27 protein-coding genes and 1 tRNA gene are annotated in these 17068 nt (G+C 36.1%); 6 read left to right on the plus strand and 22 right to left on the minus strand.

Going from position 1 to position 17068, the window contains the following annotated elements; all coding sequences use genetic code 11:
* The 12 genes from BVF91_RS13405 to BVF91_RS09680 all read right to left on the minus strand — a co-directional run.
* Positions 1-982: hypothetical protein (locus BVF91_RS13405; RefSeq protein ID WP_206199047.1), on the minus strand; the 982-nt coding region annotated here is incomplete at its 3' end.
* Position 983: 1 nt separating this feature from the next.
* Positions 984-1766 (minus strand): HNH endonuclease, encoded by a 783-nt coding sequence (locus BVF91_RS09635; RefSeq protein ID WP_085113199.1) that lies wholly within the window; start codon positions 1764-1766, stop codon positions 984-986.
* Positions 1767-1818: 52 nt separating this feature from the next.
* Positions 1819-2028 carry a hypothetical protein gene (locus BVF91_RS09640; RefSeq protein ID WP_085113200.1) on the minus strand — a complete coding sequence of 70 codons (210 nt, stop codon included), beginning with the start codon at positions 2026-2028 and terminating at the stop codon, positions 1819-1821.
* On the minus strand, positions 2028-2675 hold the full coding sequence (locus tag BVF91_RS09645) for an ERF family protein (protein ID WP_085113201.1): 648 nt from the start codon (positions 2673-2675) through the stop codon (positions 2028-2030). The genes BVF91_RS09640 and BVF91_RS09645 overlap by 1 nt, the downstream gene beginning before the upstream one ends.
* Positions 2675-2854, minus strand: coding sequence for a hypothetical protein (locus tag BVF91_RS09650; RefSeq protein ID WP_085113202.1), 180 nt, complete (start codon positions 2852-2854; stop codon positions 2675-2677). Before BVF91_RS09650 ends, BVF91_RS09645 begins: the two co-directional genes overlap by 1 nt.
* On the minus strand, positions 2844-3032 hold the full coding sequence (locus BVF91_RS09655) for a DUF6011 domain-containing protein (RefSeq protein WP_085113203.1): 189 nt from the start codon (positions 3030-3032) through the stop codon (positions 2844-2846). The genes BVF91_RS09650 and BVF91_RS09655 overlap by 11 nt, the downstream gene beginning before the upstream one ends.
* A gap of 66 nt (positions 3033-3098) precedes the next feature.
* Positions 3099-3320, minus strand: a complete 222-nt coding sequence (locus BVF91_RS09660; protein ID WP_085113204.1) for a hypothetical protein — start codon at positions 3318-3320, stop codon at positions 3099-3101.
* A 12-nt stretch (positions 3321-3332) separates the two neighbouring features.
* Positions 3333-3485, minus strand: a complete 153-nt coding sequence (locus BVF91_RS13300; protein ID WP_168170201.1) for a hypothetical protein — start codon at positions 3483-3485, stop codon at positions 3333-3335.
* Positions 3486-3488: 3 nt separating this feature from the next.
* Positions 3489-3728, minus strand: a complete 240-nt coding sequence (locus tag BVF91_RS09665) for a hypothetical protein (protein WP_085113205.1) — start codon at positions 3726-3728, stop codon at positions 3489-3491.
* A 17-nt stretch (positions 3729-3745) separates the two neighbouring features.
* The gene (locus BVF91_RS09670) at positions 3746-3955 is read right to left on the minus strand and encodes a hypothetical protein (RefSeq protein ID WP_085113206.1); all 210 of its coding nucleotides are present in this window, start codon (positions 3953-3955) and stop codon (positions 3746-3748) included.
* 14 nt (positions 3956-3969) lie between these two features.
* On the minus strand, positions 3970-4176 hold the full coding sequence (locus BVF91_RS09675; RefSeq protein WP_085113207.1) for a helix-turn-helix domain-containing protein: 207 nt from the start codon (positions 4174-4176) through the stop codon (positions 3970-3972).
* A gap of 12 nt (positions 4177-4188) precedes the next feature.
* Positions 4189-4926 (minus strand): phage antirepressor N-terminal domain-containing protein, encoded by a 738-nt coding sequence (locus BVF91_RS09680; RefSeq protein WP_168170202.1) that lies wholly within the window; start codon positions 4924-4926, stop codon positions 4189-4191.
* Positions 4927-4992: 66 nt separating this feature from the next.
* Between BVF91_RS09680 and BVF91_RS13180 the strand changes: the two genes are divergently transcribed.
* A complete protein-coding gene (locus BVF91_RS13180) occupies positions 4993-5235 on the plus strand; it encodes a hypothetical protein (protein WP_143589005.1) in 243 nt (80 codons plus the stop codon).
* On the opposite strand, the gene BVF91_RS09685 is transcribed toward BVF91_RS13180, so the two are convergent.
* Together BVF91_RS09685 and BVF91_RS09690 are read right to left on the minus strand one after the other, a co-directional pair.
* A complete protein-coding gene (locus tag BVF91_RS09685) occupies positions 5202-5405 on the minus strand; it encodes a hypothetical protein (protein ID WP_085113209.1) in 204 nt (67 codons plus the stop codon). The two genes, BVF91_RS13180 and BVF91_RS09685, sit on opposite strands and share 34 nt — an antisense overlap.
* A gap of 12 nt (positions 5406-5417) precedes the next feature.
* Positions 5418-5645, minus strand: a complete 228-nt coding sequence (locus tag BVF91_RS09690; protein WP_085113210.1) for a helix-turn-helix domain-containing protein — start codon at positions 5643-5645, stop codon at positions 5418-5420.
* A 184-nt stretch (positions 5646-5829) separates the two neighbouring features.
* On the opposite strand from BVF91_RS09690, the gene BVF91_RS09695 reads away from it, so the two are divergent.
* From BVF91_RS09695 to BVF91_RS09705, 3 genes are read left to right on the plus strand one after another with little or no spacing between them, the layout of a single operon-like run.
* Positions 5830-6225: a helix-turn-helix domain-containing protein gene (locus tag BVF91_RS09695; RefSeq protein WP_085113211.1), complete on the plus strand. Its 396-nt coding sequence runs from the start codon at positions 5830-5832 to the stop codon at positions 6223-6225.
* Between the two features lie 20 nt (positions 6226-6245).
* Positions 6246-6584, plus strand: a complete 339-nt coding sequence (locus BVF91_RS09700) for an ImmA/IrrE family metallo-endopeptidase (protein ID WP_085113212.1) — start codon at positions 6246-6248, stop codon at positions 6582-6584.
* An 11-nt stretch (positions 6585-6595) separates the two neighbouring features.
* On the plus strand, positions 6596-7771 hold the full coding sequence (locus tag BVF91_RS09705; RefSeq protein ID WP_085113213.1) for a tyrosine-type recombinase/integrase: 1176 nt from the start codon (positions 6596-6598) through the stop codon (positions 7769-7771).
* Between the two features lie 59 nt (positions 7772-7830).
* Here the strand turns inward: BVF91_RS09705 and BVF91_RS09710 are convergent.
* The 3 genes from BVF91_RS09710 to BVF91_RS09720 form a co-directional block, all read right to left on the minus strand.
* A tRNA-Thr gene (locus tag BVF91_RS09710) sits at positions 7831-7906 on the minus strand.
* Positions 7907-7992: 86 nt separating this feature from the next.
* A complete protein-coding gene (locus BVF91_RS09715) occupies positions 7993-9279 on the minus strand; it encodes an adenylosuccinate synthase (RefSeq protein WP_085113214.1) in 1287 nt (428 codons plus the stop codon).
* Positions 9280-9295: 16 nt separating this feature from the next.
* The gene (locus BVF91_RS09720) at positions 9296-10678 is read right to left on the minus strand and encodes an NAD(P)/FAD-dependent oxidoreductase (protein WP_085113215.1); all 1383 of its coding nucleotides are present in this window, start codon (positions 10676-10678) and stop codon (positions 9296-9298) included.
* A gap of 273 nt (positions 10679-10951) precedes the next feature.
* On the opposite strand from BVF91_RS09720, the gene BVF91_RS09725 reads away from it, so the two are divergent.
* On the plus strand, positions 10952-11719 hold the full coding sequence (locus BVF91_RS09725) for a threonine/serine exporter family protein (protein WP_085113216.1): 768 nt from the start codon (positions 10952-10954) through the stop codon (positions 11717-11719).
* Positions 11716-12132, plus strand: coding sequence for a threonine/serine exporter family protein (locus tag BVF91_RS09730; RefSeq protein WP_085113217.1), 417 nt, complete (start codon positions 11716-11718; stop codon positions 12130-12132). Before BVF91_RS09725 ends, BVF91_RS09730 begins: the two co-directional genes overlap by 4 nt.
* On the opposite strand, the gene BVF91_RS09735 is transcribed toward BVF91_RS09730, so the two are convergent.
* From BVF91_RS09735 to BVF91_RS09755, 5 genes are all read right to left on the minus strand, one after another.
* Complete coding sequence (locus tag BVF91_RS09735; protein ID WP_085113218.1) at positions 12119-13363, minus strand: methyl-accepting chemotaxis protein; 1245 nt, start codon at positions 13361-13363, stop codon at positions 12119-12121. The two genes, BVF91_RS09730 and BVF91_RS09735, sit on opposite strands and share 14 nt — an antisense overlap.
* A gap of 51 nt (positions 13364-13414) precedes the next feature.
* Entirely contained in the window at positions 13415-13585 is a 171-nt protein-coding gene (locus BVF91_RS09740) for a XapX domain-containing protein (protein WP_014757462.1), read from the minus strand.
* A gap of 79 nt (positions 13586-13664) precedes the next feature.
* The gene (locus BVF91_RS09745; protein ID WP_085113219.1) at positions 13665-15032 is read right to left on the minus strand and encodes a sensor histidine kinase; all 1368 of its coding nucleotides are present in this window, start codon (positions 15030-15032) and stop codon (positions 13665-13667) included.
* Entirely contained in the window at positions 15032-15706 is a 675-nt protein-coding gene (locus BVF91_RS09750) for a response regulator transcription factor (RefSeq protein WP_085113220.1), read from the minus strand. Before BVF91_RS09750 ends, BVF91_RS09745 begins: the two co-directional genes overlap by 1 nt.
* Before the next feature lie 125 nt (positions 15707-15831).
* The gene (locus BVF91_RS09755; RefSeq protein ID WP_085113221.1) at positions 15832-17067 is read right to left on the minus strand and encodes an Nramp family divalent metal transporter; all 1236 of its coding nucleotides are present in this window, start codon (positions 17065-17067) and stop codon (positions 15832-15834) included.
* Between the last annotated feature and the right edge of the window lies 1 nt (position 17068).

Here is a 17068-nt window from a genome sequence, read left to right on the forward strand (position 1 = left end):
TTCCTGTAGCTTCTCCGTTATAGAGGAATTTTGACTTGTCGAATGTATATTTTCTTGTATCCTGTTTATTATCTCCTGTATACTTTCTAACGTTGCCATTGGTGTTACCCCCTTGCTTTAAATAGTTTTCTGCTGCTGTGTTAAAATCAAGAAACTTATCAAGACCTCTTTGCAAAAAATCTTTTAAGCTCCATTTATAGCTCCAATAATACTTCTCATCTGTTAAGATAATTGCATAGTTATCTATGGCCCTACATATTTCTTCTTGTGTATAATCTTTTAATGCTCCATTTATTGCTCGTTTAGTTTTATCTGTTAAAGACCGATGTTGAATGATATTTTTGCTATTCCAATGTTCAAAAATCATTAATTGAGGTGTTATAGTTTCATTTGTAGAATTAACCTGTTTGGTCGGATTTCCAGAATCCGACTTAATATATATATCTTTTGAAGGTGAAGGTGAAGGTGAAGGTGAAGGTGAAGGTGAAGGTGAAGGTGAAGGTGAAGGTGAAGGTGAAGGTGAAGGTGAAGGGTGTTTTTTGTCGTCATCTGTGCTAACTTGCGCGCAATTGCGCGACGTATCTTTTTTGTTTGCGTTATTTTTATTCTCCCATGGTGCATTTTCAGGCACTGGACAACTAGATTTATCTGTTTCTCTTTTATTATCTCTAATGTAGGTTTGATACTTATAATACTTTTCCGGTTCTATTGCTATATATGTATGTCCATCTACTATATATTTAAAAACAAGTCCTACTTCTGCATACTTATCTATTGCTTTTTCAATATCTTCTACAGTAAAAGGGAATGCAGGGAAAATACTTAATTTAATCTTTAAGGGCATTGCCTCCATTCTTCCCCAATCATCAAACCCTGTAATAAACCATGGCCACATTAAGGCTATTGTAGGATCTTCTGCGGCTATTTGTGCTATTTTTTCGTCAATGCTCATATCACTTGTTATAAATCTCTTTCTTCCCATCTTATTCACCTTCATTATTTCTCTCAAGAAATTCATCTATGCCATCAATAAATTCTCCCCAATGAGTAATAGCTTTAGCAAATTCTTTTAAATTTTCTATAGAAGCACCATGTAAATAAGCTTTCTCTAAATATTTCAAGGCTATATCAGGTTCATAATATTTACATCTATTTTTGATAATCCCTCTAATGTAGAATAAATCTTTTATGTAAGGTTTTTCGCTCTCTAATTGTTTTACACTGCATATTTTTTCTATATAATCAAATGCTTTTTCTATTGAATCTTTTGTGTATCCATCAGAACCATCTGGCACTAAATATTGTGATGTTGAAATATCAATTGCATCAAGAATGTCATTTAAAGAATATTTTTTTATTAGTTTTTTTAATGTTTTAATTCCATTTTGGTTTACTTCACATTTTGCAATTTTTTCAAAGTGAGATCTGACATATTCTAATTGTTGATTGTCTAAATTTATCAATTCTTCTCGCCATTTCATCATCATTTCAAGTTGCTCTCGCCGCTCATTTAATTCTTCTAATTGTTGCTTTTGCTTTTCCAAAACAGATTTATCATCCAATAATTTAGCACTTTTCCCTCTATTACAATCTCTACATGCTGTAATCAAGTTTGTAATATCGTTAGTGCCTCCTGCTTTAACCGGCTTAATATGATCTACTTCAAGAATGACATCTGGAGCAGATCTACCACAATATTGGCACTTAAAACTATCACGTTTAAATACCTCAAATCTAATTTTCTTTGATATGTTTTTTCTTGCCATTTTCTCCCCTCCAAATGAGGTTTTGTGAGAGGCTCAATTAAGAGCCTCATTATTACCAAGTAACTTTATATTTAATGAAATGCATTAATTTCCCAGTTTCATTTTTGTCTAAAATTATAAGTGTATCTTTTTTGTCATCATTTTCGTCAATAAGTCTTAGTGTGATTCTTTCATCACTGTTGTAGGATATTTGCAATTTACCATGTATTGTAGAATTGAACACTTCTCTCATCTCATGGAAATCTCTACTAATTATTTGCATTATTGTTCATCTCCTTTCAAAAATTCTGGTAAATCTTCTTCATTGTCTATAATTGCGTCTTCTTGTTTGTTCGCCTTGACTAAGCCTGCGATGTATTCGCATATTGCACTTAAGTCTGATTTCTTGATGTCTTTGGAATGTTTATAGCCGAATTTGTCTAATGCTTTTCTGAATATTGCTACGTCTTTTAGAGCTAGTGCGTATAGCTGGTTAGCTTCTTCTTTTGTGATTAGTTCTTCTTTCTTTGCTACGTGTTTTTCTTGTGAGTTGCCATCGTCATCATCTTCACTGCTAATTCCTAATAATGCTGATAATGCGTATCTTCTGCCATAAGTAATGATGCTTCCTATGCCTTGTGCTGTCATTTTTTCAGGCGTAATCATAAGTGGACTACTTTCTATCCATTCACCGCTTGTATGGAATATGCAAGTGGTTATAATAACTTGTCCGTTTTCTACTTTTGCGTCTTGTATAACTGATAAGCCATTTTTACTTAAAATTGGTCTTACAACGTTTAAAATCTCATTTAATGGTGCATATTTATTTTTTAGAAAAGGATTTGTAGCTGTGTTCGCAGGATTTTTGACTTCTCCCTGAAATTTTGCTAGTGCTGTCGCAATTTCTTTGATACTTTCTGATTTATTCATTACCTTTCCTCCTCCACATGTACGTATCCACATTCACATTGGTATATTCCGTCTATTTTGTCCATTGCATGTCCGCAGCTTGGGCATATACCATATTTGTGATAGAAGTCTTTTTGCTCTAACTTGTGTTGTAAGATTTTTAGAAATTCTTTTAATTCTTCTACATCTTCATCTATCATTTTTTAACCCCCTTAAGTCAAAAACTGAAATCTGATTTTTCTTCATCCGTTCTTCAGTTTCTTTGAGATACTTTTTATAGCATGTCTTACCAAATCCTCGTTCAATAGATTTGATATCCTTGAGTTTACGTCCACATCTTACACAATTTCCATCAAGACCACTCACAAGACCACTCATTATCTTTTTATCCCTCCCATTTAAGCCTTGACTGCACCGCTAAAATGCGGTACAATCAAGACGAAGTTATTTTTGAATAAGTTCTTTAATTGGCACATATAAGTGCCTTTTTTCTTCTGTGACGTATTGGTTCCACGGTATTTCTATATCTTCCATGTAAATTTTTAGTGCCTTGTCTGTGTAGTGCTTAAAGAGTTCGACGTCACCATTTAAATATCTTACGATTGCTCTATATAGATAAGCCATGATGTCTCTGTTTGTGAAACCATATGAAATGAAATCTTCCAATTTCCTCACCTCCTATGTATTAAAGAATTCTATGCCATGCTTAACCCGGCCGTTTTTCACTGTTGTTGTTATATGGAATAGCTTGTACAATATTTGAGCAAGTCTAACTGACATATTAGCACCTCCTTTTCTTTCTACATTCCACGTCATATTTGCTATTATCATGTTTTATGCCTCCTTTATTCTGTAGTAATACTGAAACAATATTTTGTATTCTTCTTCTGTATCTTTCTTTTCTTGTATCAATATTGGTAATAACTGTTTTTCTTTTTCTGCTTTTGCGATGTCTAAGTTGATTTGTCGTATTCTTTCGTTTAGGAAGTTTATTTTATTTTCAAGTTCATCAAGCCTTAGTTCGAGCTGTTGTTTGTCATTTGTATCGATTGCTTTTAATTGTACCTGTATCATATGTTATTCCTCCTTTTTTAGTCAATTGTTTCCATTGCGCTTACTTTCTGGTAGAGGCTTTCTAATTCTTTGATTTGTTCTTGAATGTCATCATAAATGTCTTTTTGTATTTCTGTTATTTTTTGTTCATTTAGTTTTACGACGTAATATCTTTTTTTCTCTTGTAAGCGGTGCAATTTTTCTTCCAATATCATTAATAGGGTTAATTTTTCGTGCCATGTCAGCATCTATTTCACCTCCTTTATTCTGCTATTTTCCTGATGCCACGTGTGGATTTCTCAATCTCTTCCTGCCACCATTCTTCAAGTTTGGCTTCATCAAAGAGTATTTTTCTACCAAGTTTTACATGAGGTATTCTTTTTTCACGCACCAATTGATATAAATATTCTTCTGATATGTTGTTGTTTAGAAATTCTACTGCTTGAGATACTGTTAAGGCTTTTATCATTTTATCCCCTCTTTATGCTGTTTTTATATCGTTTAGCATCTTGTCAGCCACTCTGATTGCGTCTTCGAGATGTCCTGTGACTGCAAGATATTGCGGTAAAGTCAATTTCTTTATTCCTTCACGTTCTTTGTAATTATTCATAAGCAATTCAAGATTTGTCCTATATGCTGTGTTATACGCTTGTTTGAAATGTTCCCATGCGATATTGTGCATTATACCTGCCTTAAAAGCGTATTTTCTGACGAGTTTATTTAATCTTTGCTGTAGATCTCCTTCAATGTTTGTTGCATCAAGATTTTGTATTCTATACTCAAGTGTCTGAACTTTTTCCTTGAGTTCTTTTACTGATTGGGCTTGAAGAATTATTAAATCTTCAATGCTCATAAGTTGTTGTGTTCCTAAAAATGCCTGTGCAAGCACGTCTTTGGCTTTAAGCTGATATTCGACGAGCTTATTTTGAATTGCAGGGCTAACTTTTGCAGGGTTTATAGAGGCTAGCCAAAGCGGTAAGTAGTCTAATTCAATTACGTATGATTCCTGTATACCGCCATTAGAAGGTATGCCCCATAAGGTACACCCCTTTGAAAGTGTCATATGTTCTTTGAGTTTGTCTCTTTGTATACGTGCATCCAACCCTAATGCGTTACAAATGTGATTGACTGCAACATAGATTTTGTTTGTTTTATTATCTTTTACTGCAAGTAACTTATCGCCTTGAAAGTCAACTTCTTTTATTTGCAATTCATTCATACTTTTTCCCTCCTTGTTTTTTCTTCCTCTCAAGTGGTAAAATTTTCTTAAGAGGAGGTGAATATAATGAAGATACATTTTAAATGTCATAGTTGTGGCGAAGAATTTAATGTTGAAACCAAAAACCTTTTAAAAAAACAATCTTTAGAATGTCCAAATTGTAGCAATAACTTTAACGCTTTAAATAAGCTAAATAATGCTGTCCAAAACATTGAAGAAGCAAAATCAATGCTAGAAAAACCAACACCGCCGGAAATTATTACAGCTAGAAAATTTTATTCATGGAGTTTTACATTCATAGACGATTGATTCCACGGAATTAAATCTTCTAATTCGTTCTCTACTGCATTTAAAATTTTTTTGCATTGTTTAAATGAAAGTTTTTTATTCGCAAGAACAGTAATTATTTCATAAATTATTTTCATATCACTTGGTTTAAGCTGTTCTTGCTCCTGCTTCTCTTTTAAAACTTCCTCCATCCTTCTCACCTCCTATGCGGATTGATTTTTTATTGATGGTTCATTATCGTATAATTCTTCTACCGATACATTTAAGATTTGTGCTATTTTAGCTAATGTTTCTGCTTTGATATTTCTTTTGCCGGTTTCTATATAATGGTATCCGGTTCCACTTTTATAGCCCAATTTTTTAGCTAATTCTTTTTGAGATATTTTTTTGTCTTTGCGTAGTTTTTTTATTTTTTTTAAGTCAACCTTCATAGTATTTCACCCTTCCATTATGGTAGTTATATTACCTTTTCGGTAGCTTCAAGTATATTATAAACTACCGATTCGGTATTGTCAATAGTAAATTTGACATTTTGGTAGTTTTTCTTTAAAATTTTTTTTAAAATGTTATAATTATATTACCGCAATGGTAAAATATCTAAAGGGAGTGGTAATAATGCTATTAGGTGAGAGAATAAGGCAGGCTCGTCTGCTTAAAAAATTAACTCAAAAACAATTAGCTGAATTGTTGAATGTAACTGATGCTACAATAAATCGATATGAGAAAGGCTTAAGAAGTCCTGACCCAGAAATGCTAAAAGCTATAGCTGACATTTTAGATGTTTCTGTTGATTATCTTCTTGGTCATACCGACATTAAAAATCCAGCTGAAAAAATCACAAAAGCGTTAGAGGACGATCCAGAGCTTTTGGAATTTTGGGAAGACATTAGTTCAAGAGAAGACCTCAAAATAATGTTTAAACAGGCAAAAGATTTGTCACCTCAAGACATAAAAACAATAATAGCATTAATAAGACGGTTTAAAAATGAACAAGCAGCAACACAACTATAACCCTTAAAGAGGTGATTAGCTTGCCTGAAATTGTACATAACCCTCTTATTAAAGCTTTAATAGATGGTAACATTTGTTTTTCTGAATTAATGACTGCATATGGAATTGTAATCAAATATGCTGATTTAAGCAGTAACCTATATGGCTTTGTGTATGCAGATCCGTCTGACACATATTTATTAGTCATAAACAATAACCTAAATTTTGAAACGCAGCAAAAGGTATTTCTACATGAAATAAATCACATCATCTTTGATATGCCGAAAAAGTCCTATTTTATAGGATTGGATATGCAACATTCAGATTTTGAATTAAATGCGGACAAGCTTGCTGAAGAAATAATAAAAGATTGTATATAGGAGGTCATTTTATGCCCGGAAGTATTCAAAAGAGAGGAAACAATAAATACTTATTAACAGTATCCACAGGCTTTGACTTATTTGGCAAACGTATAAGACATACAAAAACAATTACAGCGAATAGTGATGCAGAAGCAGAAAAGCAACTTGCATTATTCTATGCCGAAGTAATGAAAGGAGATATTAGAAACGACAGAAATATAACACTCGGCAAATATATCGAGTATTGGATCAAAACAAAAGGAAAAAAATTAGCACGCAAAACAATAAGCGAATATAAGAAGTTAGCAAAAAGAATAAACGAAGCATTAGGACATATTAGATTATCGAAGTTAAAACCGAGACACTTGCAGGAATTTTATGATCTGCTAAGAGAACCAGATGCTCGATTAGATGGCAAAGAAGGGCCTTTATCAGAAAATGCAATATCACATTATCACAGATTTTTGCACGCTGTTTTAGAAACTGCTGTTAAAGTAGACAAGCTTATTCCTGAAAATCCTGCTAAAGAAGTGCAAGACCCACCTACACCGGGCAGACCAAGACCGAAGTATTATGACGAGGAACAAACTGCAAAGCTATTAGAAGCCTTAGAAGGCGTTACAGGACGCTTTTTTAAGTACAAGGTATTTATTATATTAACCCTCTTTTTAGGTGCTCGCAGAGGCGAAATTCTCGGTCTTGAATGGAAAGATATAGATTGGGATAAAGGTATAATACATATCCAACGTGACAGCGAATATACCGAATCCGACGGTATCTATGTAGATGACACAAAAAATGAAACTTCTATAAGAGATGTTTCTGTGCCACAAGAAATATTGGATCTGCTAAGAGAATATAAAGCATGGCAAAATAAACAAAGGCTTAAAAAAGGCGACAAGTGGATTGATACAGACAGGCTATTTACACAACATGACGGGAAGCCAATGCACCCCGACACAGTTAGTAGCTGGTTTTCTGACTTCGTAAAAGAAAATAACTTACCACCTATCACAGTACACGGTTTGAGACATACTAACGCAAGCATAATGATAGCAAACAATATAGATATAATAACAGTCGCCGGGAGGTTAGGACATGCAGACAAAGCCACAACAGCTCGGATTTATGCACACATGCTAAAAAGCTCTGATAGGAAGGCAACAGAAAGACTTGCTGACACTTTGTTGAGACAAAAAAAATAAGATTGTCAACAAAAGTGTCAACAATCATTTTTTTGCATCTTTAAAAGTATTGATTTTAGTGGAGCTGGCGAAAGGAATCGAACCTTCAACCTGCTGATTACAAGTCAGCTGCTCTGCCGATTGAGCTACGCCAGCATTTATCGCCCTGACAGTTATATATTATACCGGGTAAGTTTCACTCTGTCAACACCTTTTTTAAAATTTTTGAGAGGAACTGATGGTTATTTCATCAGTTCTTCTCTTATTATTGTCTTCTCCCTGCCGGGTCCTACAGATATTATAGAAGCATTTATCCCTGTCAGTTCTTCTATTCTTTCTACATATTTCTTTGCGTTTTGAGGCAAGTCCTCAAATCTTTCTACATTTGTGATGTCTTCAGTCCATCCGTCCAATTCTTCGTATACAGGCTCACAAATAGCTAAATCTTTCAGGCTGGCTGGAAATGTGTTTATTATCCTTCCATTTAACTTATATCCTACGCATATCTTTATCTTTTCAAATCCAGTGAGAGTATCAAGCTTAGTAAGGGCAAATGACCTTATGCCAGAAAGCCTTACGGCATAATTTACTATGACAATGTCAAGCCATCCGCATCTTCTCGGTCTTCCCGTCGTCGTGCCATACTCATGCCCTTTTTCTCTTAGAAGATCGCCTTCCTCATCCAAAAGCTCTGTTGGAAATGGTCCTTTTCCAACCCTTGTAGTATATGCTTTCACAACGCCTACTACATCATCTATCATTGTTGGACCAACTCCTGCTCCAACTGTTACTCCACCAGATATTGGGTGTGATGCTGTAACATAAGGATATGTTCCTAAATCTATATCGAGAAGCGTTCCTTGTGCACCTTCAAACAATACTTTTTTCCCTTCTTTTATTAAATCGTACAATAGTGAAGTCGTATCTACGATGTACGGTTTAAGTATCTTTGCATATTCAAGGTATTCTTCGTATATTTCTTCGAAGCTCATTTCAGAAACACCGTATATCTTTTTGAATATCTCATTTTTCTTCTTGACATTTATCATCAATTTTTCTCTTAACACTTCTTGATCTACAAGGTCACAAGCCCTTATCCCTATTCTCTCCGATTTATCCATGTAACATGGTCCAATTCCTCTTTTTGTTGTGCCAATGTCGTTATCGCCTTTTGAAGCTTCTTCTAATTCATCAAGTTTAATGTGGTACGGAAGGACTATATGGGCTCTGTCACTGATTTTGAGATTTTTCACATCTACTCCTTGACTTTTCAACTCATTCATCTCAGAAATCAAAGAACCAGGGTTTAAAACGACGCCATTTCCTATAATGCATATCTTGTCAGGGTACAAGATGCCGGACGGTATTAAGTGAAGTTTATACTCAACACCATCTTTTAAAACTGTGTGCCCTGCATTGTTTCCGCCTTGATATCTTACAACCACATCAGCCTTTTCAGCCAAATAGTCTGTTATCTTTCCTTTTCCTTCGTCTCCCCACTGCGAACCTACTATTACAAGCGTTGACATTATTTTGCCCCTTTCTTTACTTTACTCTATTTAAAATTTCCCTTGCCACAACGATGCCTGATACAGACGCTTGTGCAAGTCCTCTCGTGATGCCTGCACCATCACCGGCAGCAAACAGATTTTCTATCTGGGTCTCAAATTTATTTGTAAGTTTCACTCTCGAAGAATAAAACTTAACCTCAACACCGTATAAAAGCGTATGCTTCGAATATATTCCTGGCGATACTTTGTCAAGAGCTTTAAGCATTTCAACTATAGACTGGAGAAATCTGTACGGCAGCACGAGACTTAGATCTCCAGGTGTAGCATCTTTTAACGTAGGCTCTACAAGACCTCTTTTAAGCCTTTCTGGAGTAGATCTTCTCCCAGACAAAAGATCTCCAAGCCTTTGTACGATGACGCCATCTCCCAACATATTTGCAAGCGATGCGATATACTTCCCGTAAGCTATAGGTTCTTTAAAAGGTTCCGTAAATTCCTTGCTTACAAGTATTGCAAAGTTTGTATTGTCTGTCTTTATGTCTTTATAGCTGTGTCCATTTACAGTTTTTAGACCATCGTTGTTTTCTACTACTACTTTTCCATATGGATTCATGCAAAACGTCCTGACCCTGTCATCAAATGATTTGGAGTAGTATATAAACTTTGACTCGTAGACGACATCGGTTATATCCTCCATCACAACAGCAGGAATCTCTACTCTTACGCCAACATCAACCGCATTGTTTTTAGTCTCCAGCGACAATCTTTCAGATTCCTTTTTAAACCAGTCTGCTCCTTCTCTGCCAGGCACTACTACCACATACTTTGAGTAGTACTTCTCACCATCCTCTGTGACGACTCCACACGCCTTGCCACCGTCTGTCAATATCTCTTTAACCATCTTTTTAGTCTTTATCTCTATTTTATCCATCAAGTAATCTTCAATATTTTTTATTATGTCATAGCACTTTTCAGTCCCTAAATGCTTTATGACGGCAGGGATTAACTTCAAGTCTGCCGCAGCAGCTCTTTTCTCTATCTCCCTTATTTTTGCTTTATCAGTGCCATGGACTTCTTTCGTTCCACCAAAGTTTACGTAAATATCATCTACATACTTTATAAGCTCATTTAGCTCACCTTTTGGTATATACTCGTCCAATACTCCACCATAATCAGATGTCAAAGTAAGCTTTCCATCGCTAAATGCACCTGCACCACCTATGCCACAAGTTATAGAGCACGGTTTGCAGTTGGCACACTTTGAGCCATACTGGCTTATAGGGCAAAGTCTACCTCTTATGTCTCTTCCCTTTTCCAAAAGCAATATGTTAAGTCCACTATTTTCCTTCACCAATTCCAGGGATGCAAAAAGTCCTGCCGGACCACCACCGACTATTATTACATCGTATGATTTCATTCAAAACACTCCTTTTTGATAGTATAACAACATCCCCTTTAGTATATTATCAGATATCATCATTTTAATCAACTAAATTTACGAATTATATTCATTATTTTTTATATAAAGTTCGTTTTTTATCGATTTTTGCCTCAGTTTTTCGACAAAATATCGATAAAATTTTAAATACTTTTTTTCATTAACACAGTAAAGCCAAATTCATCATTTTTTTATAGCTTAAAATAATATATAATAGTCTTGTGATTTCAGATATGAAAGGAATGTGTACAATTGAACCATGAAGATCTCCTAAAATTCGCCGTAATAGCCGGAAAAACAATACTTGAAAACGGCGGTGAAACGTATAGAAGTGAAGATACCATAGAAAGGATGCTTAATAATAAAGTTGAGAGAGTGGAGACATTTGTAACACCTACTGGAATCTTTGCTTCTATTGAAAACAACGGAAAAATAGAGACGACGATAACTAGAGTCAAGCAGAGGGATAGCGACTTAAACAAAGTAGCTCTTGTCAACGATTTGTCCAGAAGATTCAGCAAAGAAAGTTTAGATACGCTTGACTTTTCAAAATACGCAGATGAACTTATAAAAATTAGGTCAAAAGGCAAATACAGCTTTTTATTGAGAGTTTTCTTTGCAGGCGTTGCTGCAGCATCATCTGGCATGCTTTTAGGCAGTACCATAAGAGATTTCATTCCTACGTTCATAACAGCTACAATACTGCAGTGTATTGTAACGTATTTTGAAGGGCTGCGCCTTTCTACATTCATAATAAACATCATAGGCAGTGCATTTGCAGCATTATTAGGCTTAGCCTTTTCTCACTTCGCAATAGGCACTTTAAACGGCATAATAATAGGATCAATTGTCACATTGCTGCCGGGAGTGGCCATAACGAATGCAGTCAGAGATGCTATATGGGGTGACTTGATTTCAGCCGTATCAAGAGGCGTTGAAGCCGGAATGTCTGCCATAAGTATAGCTGCTGGAGTAGGATTCGTTCTAAATATTTGGTACGTGATTGGAGGCAAATTATGATACAGCAGATTTTCTTTGGATTTTTAGCAACAGCAGGATTTGCATTTTTATTCAATGTGCCGCTTGATGCCATTGTTGTATCGGGACTTTCAGGTGCAGTGGGATGGGCAGGTTACCTGCTTGTCATGAAGATATACCCTTCAACCATCGCTGCTACATTTATAGCATCGCTTTTTATAGGCATAATGGGGGAAATATTCGCTCAGAAGAAAAAGTACCCCACCACCATATTTGTCATTCCAGGCATAATACCTCTTGTTCCTGGTGCGTATTCTTATAAGACTGTCCTTGCCATAATTCAGGGCAATAATAAACAGGCCTTTGATTTAGGCCTGCAAACCATCGGCATCGCTTTGGCAATAGCCGCCGGACTTATGTTTGTGATCTCATTTGCCAGGATTATGAGACGGTGATCTTTGAAAGCTCCTTGTCAAGCTCTCTTACAGTAACCAATAAGCCTTCAAGATTATCTTTTATGTCTTGTATAAACTTAGACTGCTCCTCTGTTGATGCCGATACCTCTTCCGTCGATGCAGCAGTTTCCTCTGAAACTGCAGATATATTCTCAATTGATGATATTATCTCATTTTTGTACTCAGTAAGACCTGCTACAGCATCATTCAAGACTCGAGTATTTTTCGTTATTGTATCAATAGAGGACTTTATTTCGTTAAACGCTTGTGCTGTAGTTTCAACTTGATTCGATTGCTCATCGGCTATTTCTTTAACAGCGCTTGCTTGCTGCACTGTAGCATCTGTCTTCTGTTTTATGGTGCTTATTATCTTCGCTATCTCAGCCGCAGCTTCTCTCGACTGTTCAGCCAAGTTTCTCACTTCTTCAGCTACGACCGCAAATCCTTTACCTGCTTCACCAGCTCTTGCAGCCTCAATAGCTGCGTTTAAAGCCAGCAAGTTTGTCTGATCGGATATACCTGTGATTACTTCTATGATCTTCTCTATCTGCCTTGAGTTAGACTGCAATTCATTTATTTCTGTCACGACGCTGTCGATGGAGTTTTTCGTCTCTGCCGTCTTCTCCTTAAGTGAATTTATGGTCTCTATGCCGTTTTGGCTTACCCTATTGGCATTGTTTGTAGACTCTTCAACAGCTTTAAAGTAATTTGCAGATTCGTCTATGTTTTGACCCATCTTTTGAGCCATTTCTGCTGCATTTGAAGCATCTTTCGCCTGTTCAGAAGAGCCTTGCGCTATTTCTTCTACTGCTTTGGCTATCTGAGTAAATGTATTATTTGCTTCCTCTATTGACTCTGTAAACTTGCTTACTGTAGCTTCTGCACTCTTTGCAAATTCAGTGACATTTTTGATTATGCCTTTAACCTTATCTACCATCTGATTGTAGCTTTCTATCAAAGAGCCAATCTCATCGTTGCGGCCTTTTGCAACATTGGCATTGAAATTGCCATCTGAAAGCTTCTTAAATCCTTCTTTAAGCCTTGCTATAGGCTTTGTAATCGTAAAAGATATGTATATTGAAAATAATATTGATAATAAAAACGACGCTGCAGCTACAAAAATAAACACACCGGCACTTTTGTCATCCAATACGTAGTGATATGTTCCTGCAAGAGGAATAAGGGCTACAACTATAAATGAAAGCATCAGTCTCCAAAATACACTTCTCATCCATATACCCCCTAACTTATATTATTTCCCCTACTTTGAGAGTCTTTTAAGCTACCTGCCTAAAAGCCTCATCAGATAGACAAACAACTGGCCGCCTAAGTATATGCCTACGATTCCTGCAATACCTGGAAGAACGTTTGGCGCAGGCAATGGCAGCTTTAAAAATGAAAAAATCACGCCTACCAAAAAACCCGTAAATAATGCTAAAATCGACGCTTTCAATTTAACACCTCACTTACCATTATCGACATTACTCTTACAAACTTTAGAGCTTTTATATTATATCACAAAAATTATTTACCTACACAGCATTTAGTTTTATCAAAAAGCATACGCCACTATCTGTATTAAATGCTTCTATTGTACCGTCATGCCATTCGATTATTGCTTTAGTTATAGCCAGTCCTAAGCCTGTCTCGCCTTCATCGCCTTTATAAAATCTCTCAAACATGTTTTTAAGCTCTTCTTCAGTAAATTTCCTTCCGTCGTTTTTTATCTTTACCTCTACATAATCCTTTATATTCTTAATTTCTATATCAATAGACGTCTTTGCATACCTTACGCCATTGCTTAATATGTTCATAAAAGATTGCATAAGCTTTGTTCTGTCGCATTTTACGTTTGCATCGTCTCCAGTTAAGCTTATTTTTATGTTTTTCTTGTTTAGCTGAGGCATTATCTTTTCTATGCATTCCTCAAAAATATCCTTTAAATACTCCTTGTGCTTTTTTATGCCTTCTTGATGTGTTTCGATTTTTGTAAGGTACATCAAGTCGTTTACTATATCTCTCAACCTTTTGCTTTCATCTATGATTATGTCAAGAGATTTTGGTATATCGTCTTTTTCTATGACGCCGTCTTTTATGCCTTCTGCATATCCTTGTATAGACATAAGCGGGGTCTTTAGCTCATGGGAGGCATTTTGCAAAAACCGCCTCTGTGATGTGTAATAATTCCTAAGCTCCACAGACATCTCATTAAAGGCATCTGCCAAAAGTTTTATCTCTCCATCTGACTTTATGTTTACCTTCTCTCCGAACTTCTTATCCTTTATTTTCTCCACCACTTCTGTAAGCTTTGCGATGGGGGCAGAGATCGACCTGGAAAGAAAGTAACCTATTATCAATGATACAATGCCAGAAAGCAAAATACCTTTTAGCAAGACGCCTACTATCTGAAGGGATGCTATCTTTATGCCTTTTACAAGCGTGTACATGACGATAGAGCCGATGACTTTTCCGTTTAAGTTGCTTATTATTGGAAAGACTGCAGCTACCACATCTGTGTTTCCAATCTTTATGCTGTTGTAAGAGCCTTCTTTTGTTATTTTGTCAAGTATTGCGTATTCTATCCTATTCCCTCCGCCAAATGGATTTTGCCTTGATGAATACACGATATCGCCGTTTAAATCCACAACTATAAGGTCGCCATCCAAAATCCTTCCTCCCACCCAAAACTTAGGCATGTACCTTATGGATTGCAGCGCCTCTGGAGTGCTTATCCTTCCATTGTAAAGTCGCTGAATGACAGATCCTTGCCTTATGAGGTTTTGCCTGGCTTCATTTATCAAAAAATCCCTTATCATCAAATTGAAAAATACACCTATTATAGAGAAAGAAATGAATACCAGCACCATATATGAAATTATAAGTTTAAACCTGATAGACATTACGATTCCACCTTATACCCATATCCCCAAATGGTCGATATGTTAAATTCGCACCCGTAGCTTTGCAGTTTTTTCCTTATCCGTTTCACCATGTCATCTACAGCCCTCGTCTCAGTGAAAGAGTCGTACTTCCACACCTTCTCTAAAAGCTGTTCTCTCGTGAAAGCTTTATTTGCATTTTTGGCCAAAAATTGTATAAGCTCAAATTCCATAGAAGTAAATCCTATTTCTTCGCCATTGTATATTACTTTTCTCTCATCAGGCACTATGACGATATCCTTTATCCTTATCTCATCGTTTCTCTTAGGCGTTTTAACCCTTCTAAATACAGATTTCATCCTCGCTATAAGCTCTCGCGGTGAAAATGGCTTTGCGATGTAATCATCTGAGCCTAACTCCAATCCCAATATTTTATCCAAATCTTCATCTCTCGCTGAAACGATTATTATCGGTACATCGCTTTTCTTCCTTATTTCTCTACAAAGCTCATATCCATCCATGCCTGGCATCATTATGTCCAATATAAGCATGTCAGGTTTGTCTTTTTCAAAATTATCTAAAACCGATTCAGCATTTTCAAATGATTTGACAGTATACCCTTCCTTTTCGACGTACTTAACCATGAGATCTCTTATATTCTTGTCATCGTCTACTATATATATAAGTTCTGGCATATTACCACCTCACATCTAATTTAACATCATAAGATATCAAAAACAATATCGTATACTATATATTTTAATCATATTGTCAAAAAAAATAAAAGGCGGTTTCCCGCCTTCTTTGCTTATCTTATATTTTAAACAAATGAAAAAACCATGAGGATGGCAGTCAATGATATCAATACTATTGTGGTAGTCCATCCTATTAAATTTTTCACCGGGCTATTTACGTATTTCCCCATTATCTCTTTATTGTTGACAAGAAGCATCATGGAAATCAAAACCACCGGCAACAAGATTCCATTTAAAACCTGCGTCCATATAGTGATTGTAATAAGCGGCGCATGTGGAATCAATATAATCGCAACAGCTATTATTATTATAGCTGTAAAAAGCGTATAAAATTCTGGCGCTTCATTAAGCCTTTTGTCTATGCCTGCTTCAAAGCCAAATGCTTCACAGATGTAAAATGCCGTAGCAACTGGAAGTATAGCGGCGGAAAAGATAGATGCTATAAAAAGTCCAAATGCGAATACGCCTGATGCCAGCTCACCAGCCAGCGGCTTTAAAGCCATGGCTGCATCCTTTGCCTCATTTATTTTTATGCCATTCACATTGAGAGTTGATGCACAAGCAATTATTATGAAAAAAGCTACGACAACTGTTGCGATACAACCTATCACAACGTCCCAGATTGTGTACTTATAATCGTCTATCTTTATGCCCTTTTCTATAACCGATGATTGCATGTAAAATTGCATCCAAGGAGCTATCGTAGTACCTACAATTCCTATTACCATGCTTAAATAGTCTGTTTTAAATGACATGGTGGGTTTTATAAGGGACTCACCTACAGCCTTCCAATCTGGATGTGACAGAAGAGCTGATATGACGTATGACAACAAAAAAACGCTGAATATCAAAAACACTTTTTCCGCTACAGTATAATTTCCTTTGACGATTAAAAACCATACAGCTAAAGCAGCCAATGGCACCATTATATACTTGCTTATGCCGAAGATTTCCATGCTGCCTGCCACACCTGCAAACTCCGTAGCAGTATTCCCAATATCTGCAATAAGCAGTCCGAGAAAGATGAAGAACGTCACTCTTACGCCGAAGTTTTCTCGTATGAGATCTGCCAACCCTTTTCCTGTCACGACCCCCATCCTGGCGTTCATCTCTTGAATGACGATTAAGACGATAAATGACGGTATCAATGTCCAAAGCAGTTTATATCCATAGGTAGCGCCTGCCACAGAATACGTGGTTATGCCACCTGCATCATTGTCAACACTCCCTGTGATTATACCTGGCCCTAAAATCGACAAAAATATCAATAAATTTGTAAGAAAAGTCTTCCTCTTTGTCACT

This window comes from Thermoanaerobacterium sp. PSU-2 (genome assembly GCF_002102475.1).
In the GTDB taxonomy this organism is placed as follows: domain Bacteria; phylum Bacillota; class Thermoanaerobacteria; order Thermoanaerobacterales; family Thermoanaerobacteraceae; genus Thermoanaerobacterium.

What these genes read in the sequence shown, in the direction of transcription:
- BVF91_RS09650 (WP_085113202.1), bottom strand. Translation starts at nt 2,854, where the DNA reads ATGATAGATGAAGATGTAGAAGAATTAAAAGAATTTCTAAAAATCTTA.
- BVF91_RS09670 (WP_085113206.1), bottom strand. Translation starts at nt 3,955, where the DNA reads ATGCTGACATGGCACGAAAAATTAACCCTATTAATGATATTGGAAGAA.
- BVF91_RS13180 (WP_143589005.1), top strand. Translation starts at nt 4,993, where the DNA reads ATGAAGATACATTTTAAATGTCATAGTTGTGGCGAAGAATTTAATGTT.
- BVF91_RS09645 (WP_085113201.1), bottom strand. Translation starts at nt 2,675, where the DNA reads ATGAATAAATCAGAAAGTATCAAAGAAATTGCGACAGCACTAGCAAAA.
- BVF91_RS09695 (WP_085113211.1), top strand. Translation starts at nt 5,830, where the DNA reads ATGCTATTAGGTGAGAGAATAAGGCAGGCTCGTCTGCTTAAAAAATTA.
- BVF91_RS09685 (WP_085113209.1), bottom strand. Translation starts at nt 5,405, where the DNA reads ATGGAGGAAGTTTTAAAAGAGAAGCAGGAGCAAGAACAGCTTAAACCA.
- BVF91_RS13300 (WP_168170201.1), bottom strand. Translation starts at nt 3,485, where the DNA reads ATGATAATAGCAAATATGACGTGGAATGTAGAAAGAAAAGGAGGTGCT.
- BVF91_RS09690 (WP_085113210.1), bottom strand. Translation starts at nt 5,645, where the DNA reads ATGAAGGTTGACTTAAAAAAAATAAAAAAACTACGCAAAGACAAAAAA.
- BVF91_RS09750 (WP_085113220.1), bottom strand. Translation starts at nt 15,706, where the DNA reads ATGCCAGAACTTATATATATAGTAGACGATGACAAGAATATAAGAGAT.
- BVF91_RS09720 (WP_085113215.1), bottom strand. Translation starts at nt 10,678, where the DNA reads ATGAAATCATACGATGTAATAATAGTCGGTGGTGGTCCGGCAGGACTT.
- BVF91_RS09665 (WP_085113205.1), bottom strand. Translation starts at nt 3,728, where the DNA reads ATGATACAGGTACAATTAAAAGCAATCGATACAAATGACAAACAACAG.
- BVF91_RS09675 (WP_085113207.1), bottom strand. Translation starts at nt 4,176, where the DNA reads ATGATAAAAGCCTTAACAGTATCTCAAGCAGTAGAATTTCTAAACAAC.
- BVF91_RS09715 (WP_085113214.1), bottom strand. Translation starts at nt 9,279, where the DNA reads ATGTCAACGCTTGTAATAGTAGGTTCGCAGTGGGGAGACGAAGGAAAA.
- BVF91_RS09635 (WP_085113199.1), bottom strand. Translation starts at nt 1,766, where the DNA reads ATGGCAAGAAAAAACATATCAAAGAAAATTAGATTTGAGGTATTTAAA.
- BVF91_RS09680 (WP_168170202.1), bottom strand. Translation starts at nt 4,926, where the DNA reads ATGAATGAATTGCAAATAAAAGAAGTTGACTTTCAAGGCGATAAGTTA.
- BVF91_RS09730 (WP_085113217.1), top strand. Translation starts at nt 11,716, where the DNA reads ATGATACAGCAGATTTTCTTTGGATTTTTAGCAACAGCAGGATTTGCA.
- BVF91_RS09640 (WP_085113200.1), bottom strand. Translation starts at nt 2,028, where the DNA reads ATGCAAATAATTAGTAGAGATTTCCATGAGATGAGAGAAGTGTTCAAT.
- BVF91_RS09735 (WP_085113218.1), bottom strand. Translation starts at nt 13,363, where the DNA reads ATGAGAAGTGTATTTTGGAGACTGATGCTTTCATTTATAGTTGTAGCC.
- BVF91_RS09655 (WP_085113203.1), bottom strand. Translation starts at nt 3,032, where the DNA reads ATGAGTGGTCTTGTGAGTGGTCTTGATGGAAATTGTGTAAGATGTGGA.
- BVF91_RS09745 (WP_085113219.1), bottom strand. Translation starts at nt 15,032, where the DNA reads ATGTCTATCAGGTTTAAACTTATAATTTCATATATGGTGCTGGTATTC.
- BVF91_RS09705 (WP_085113213.1), top strand. Translation starts at nt 6,596, where the DNA reads ATGCCCGGAAGTATTCAAAAGAGAGGAAACAATAAATACTTATTAACA.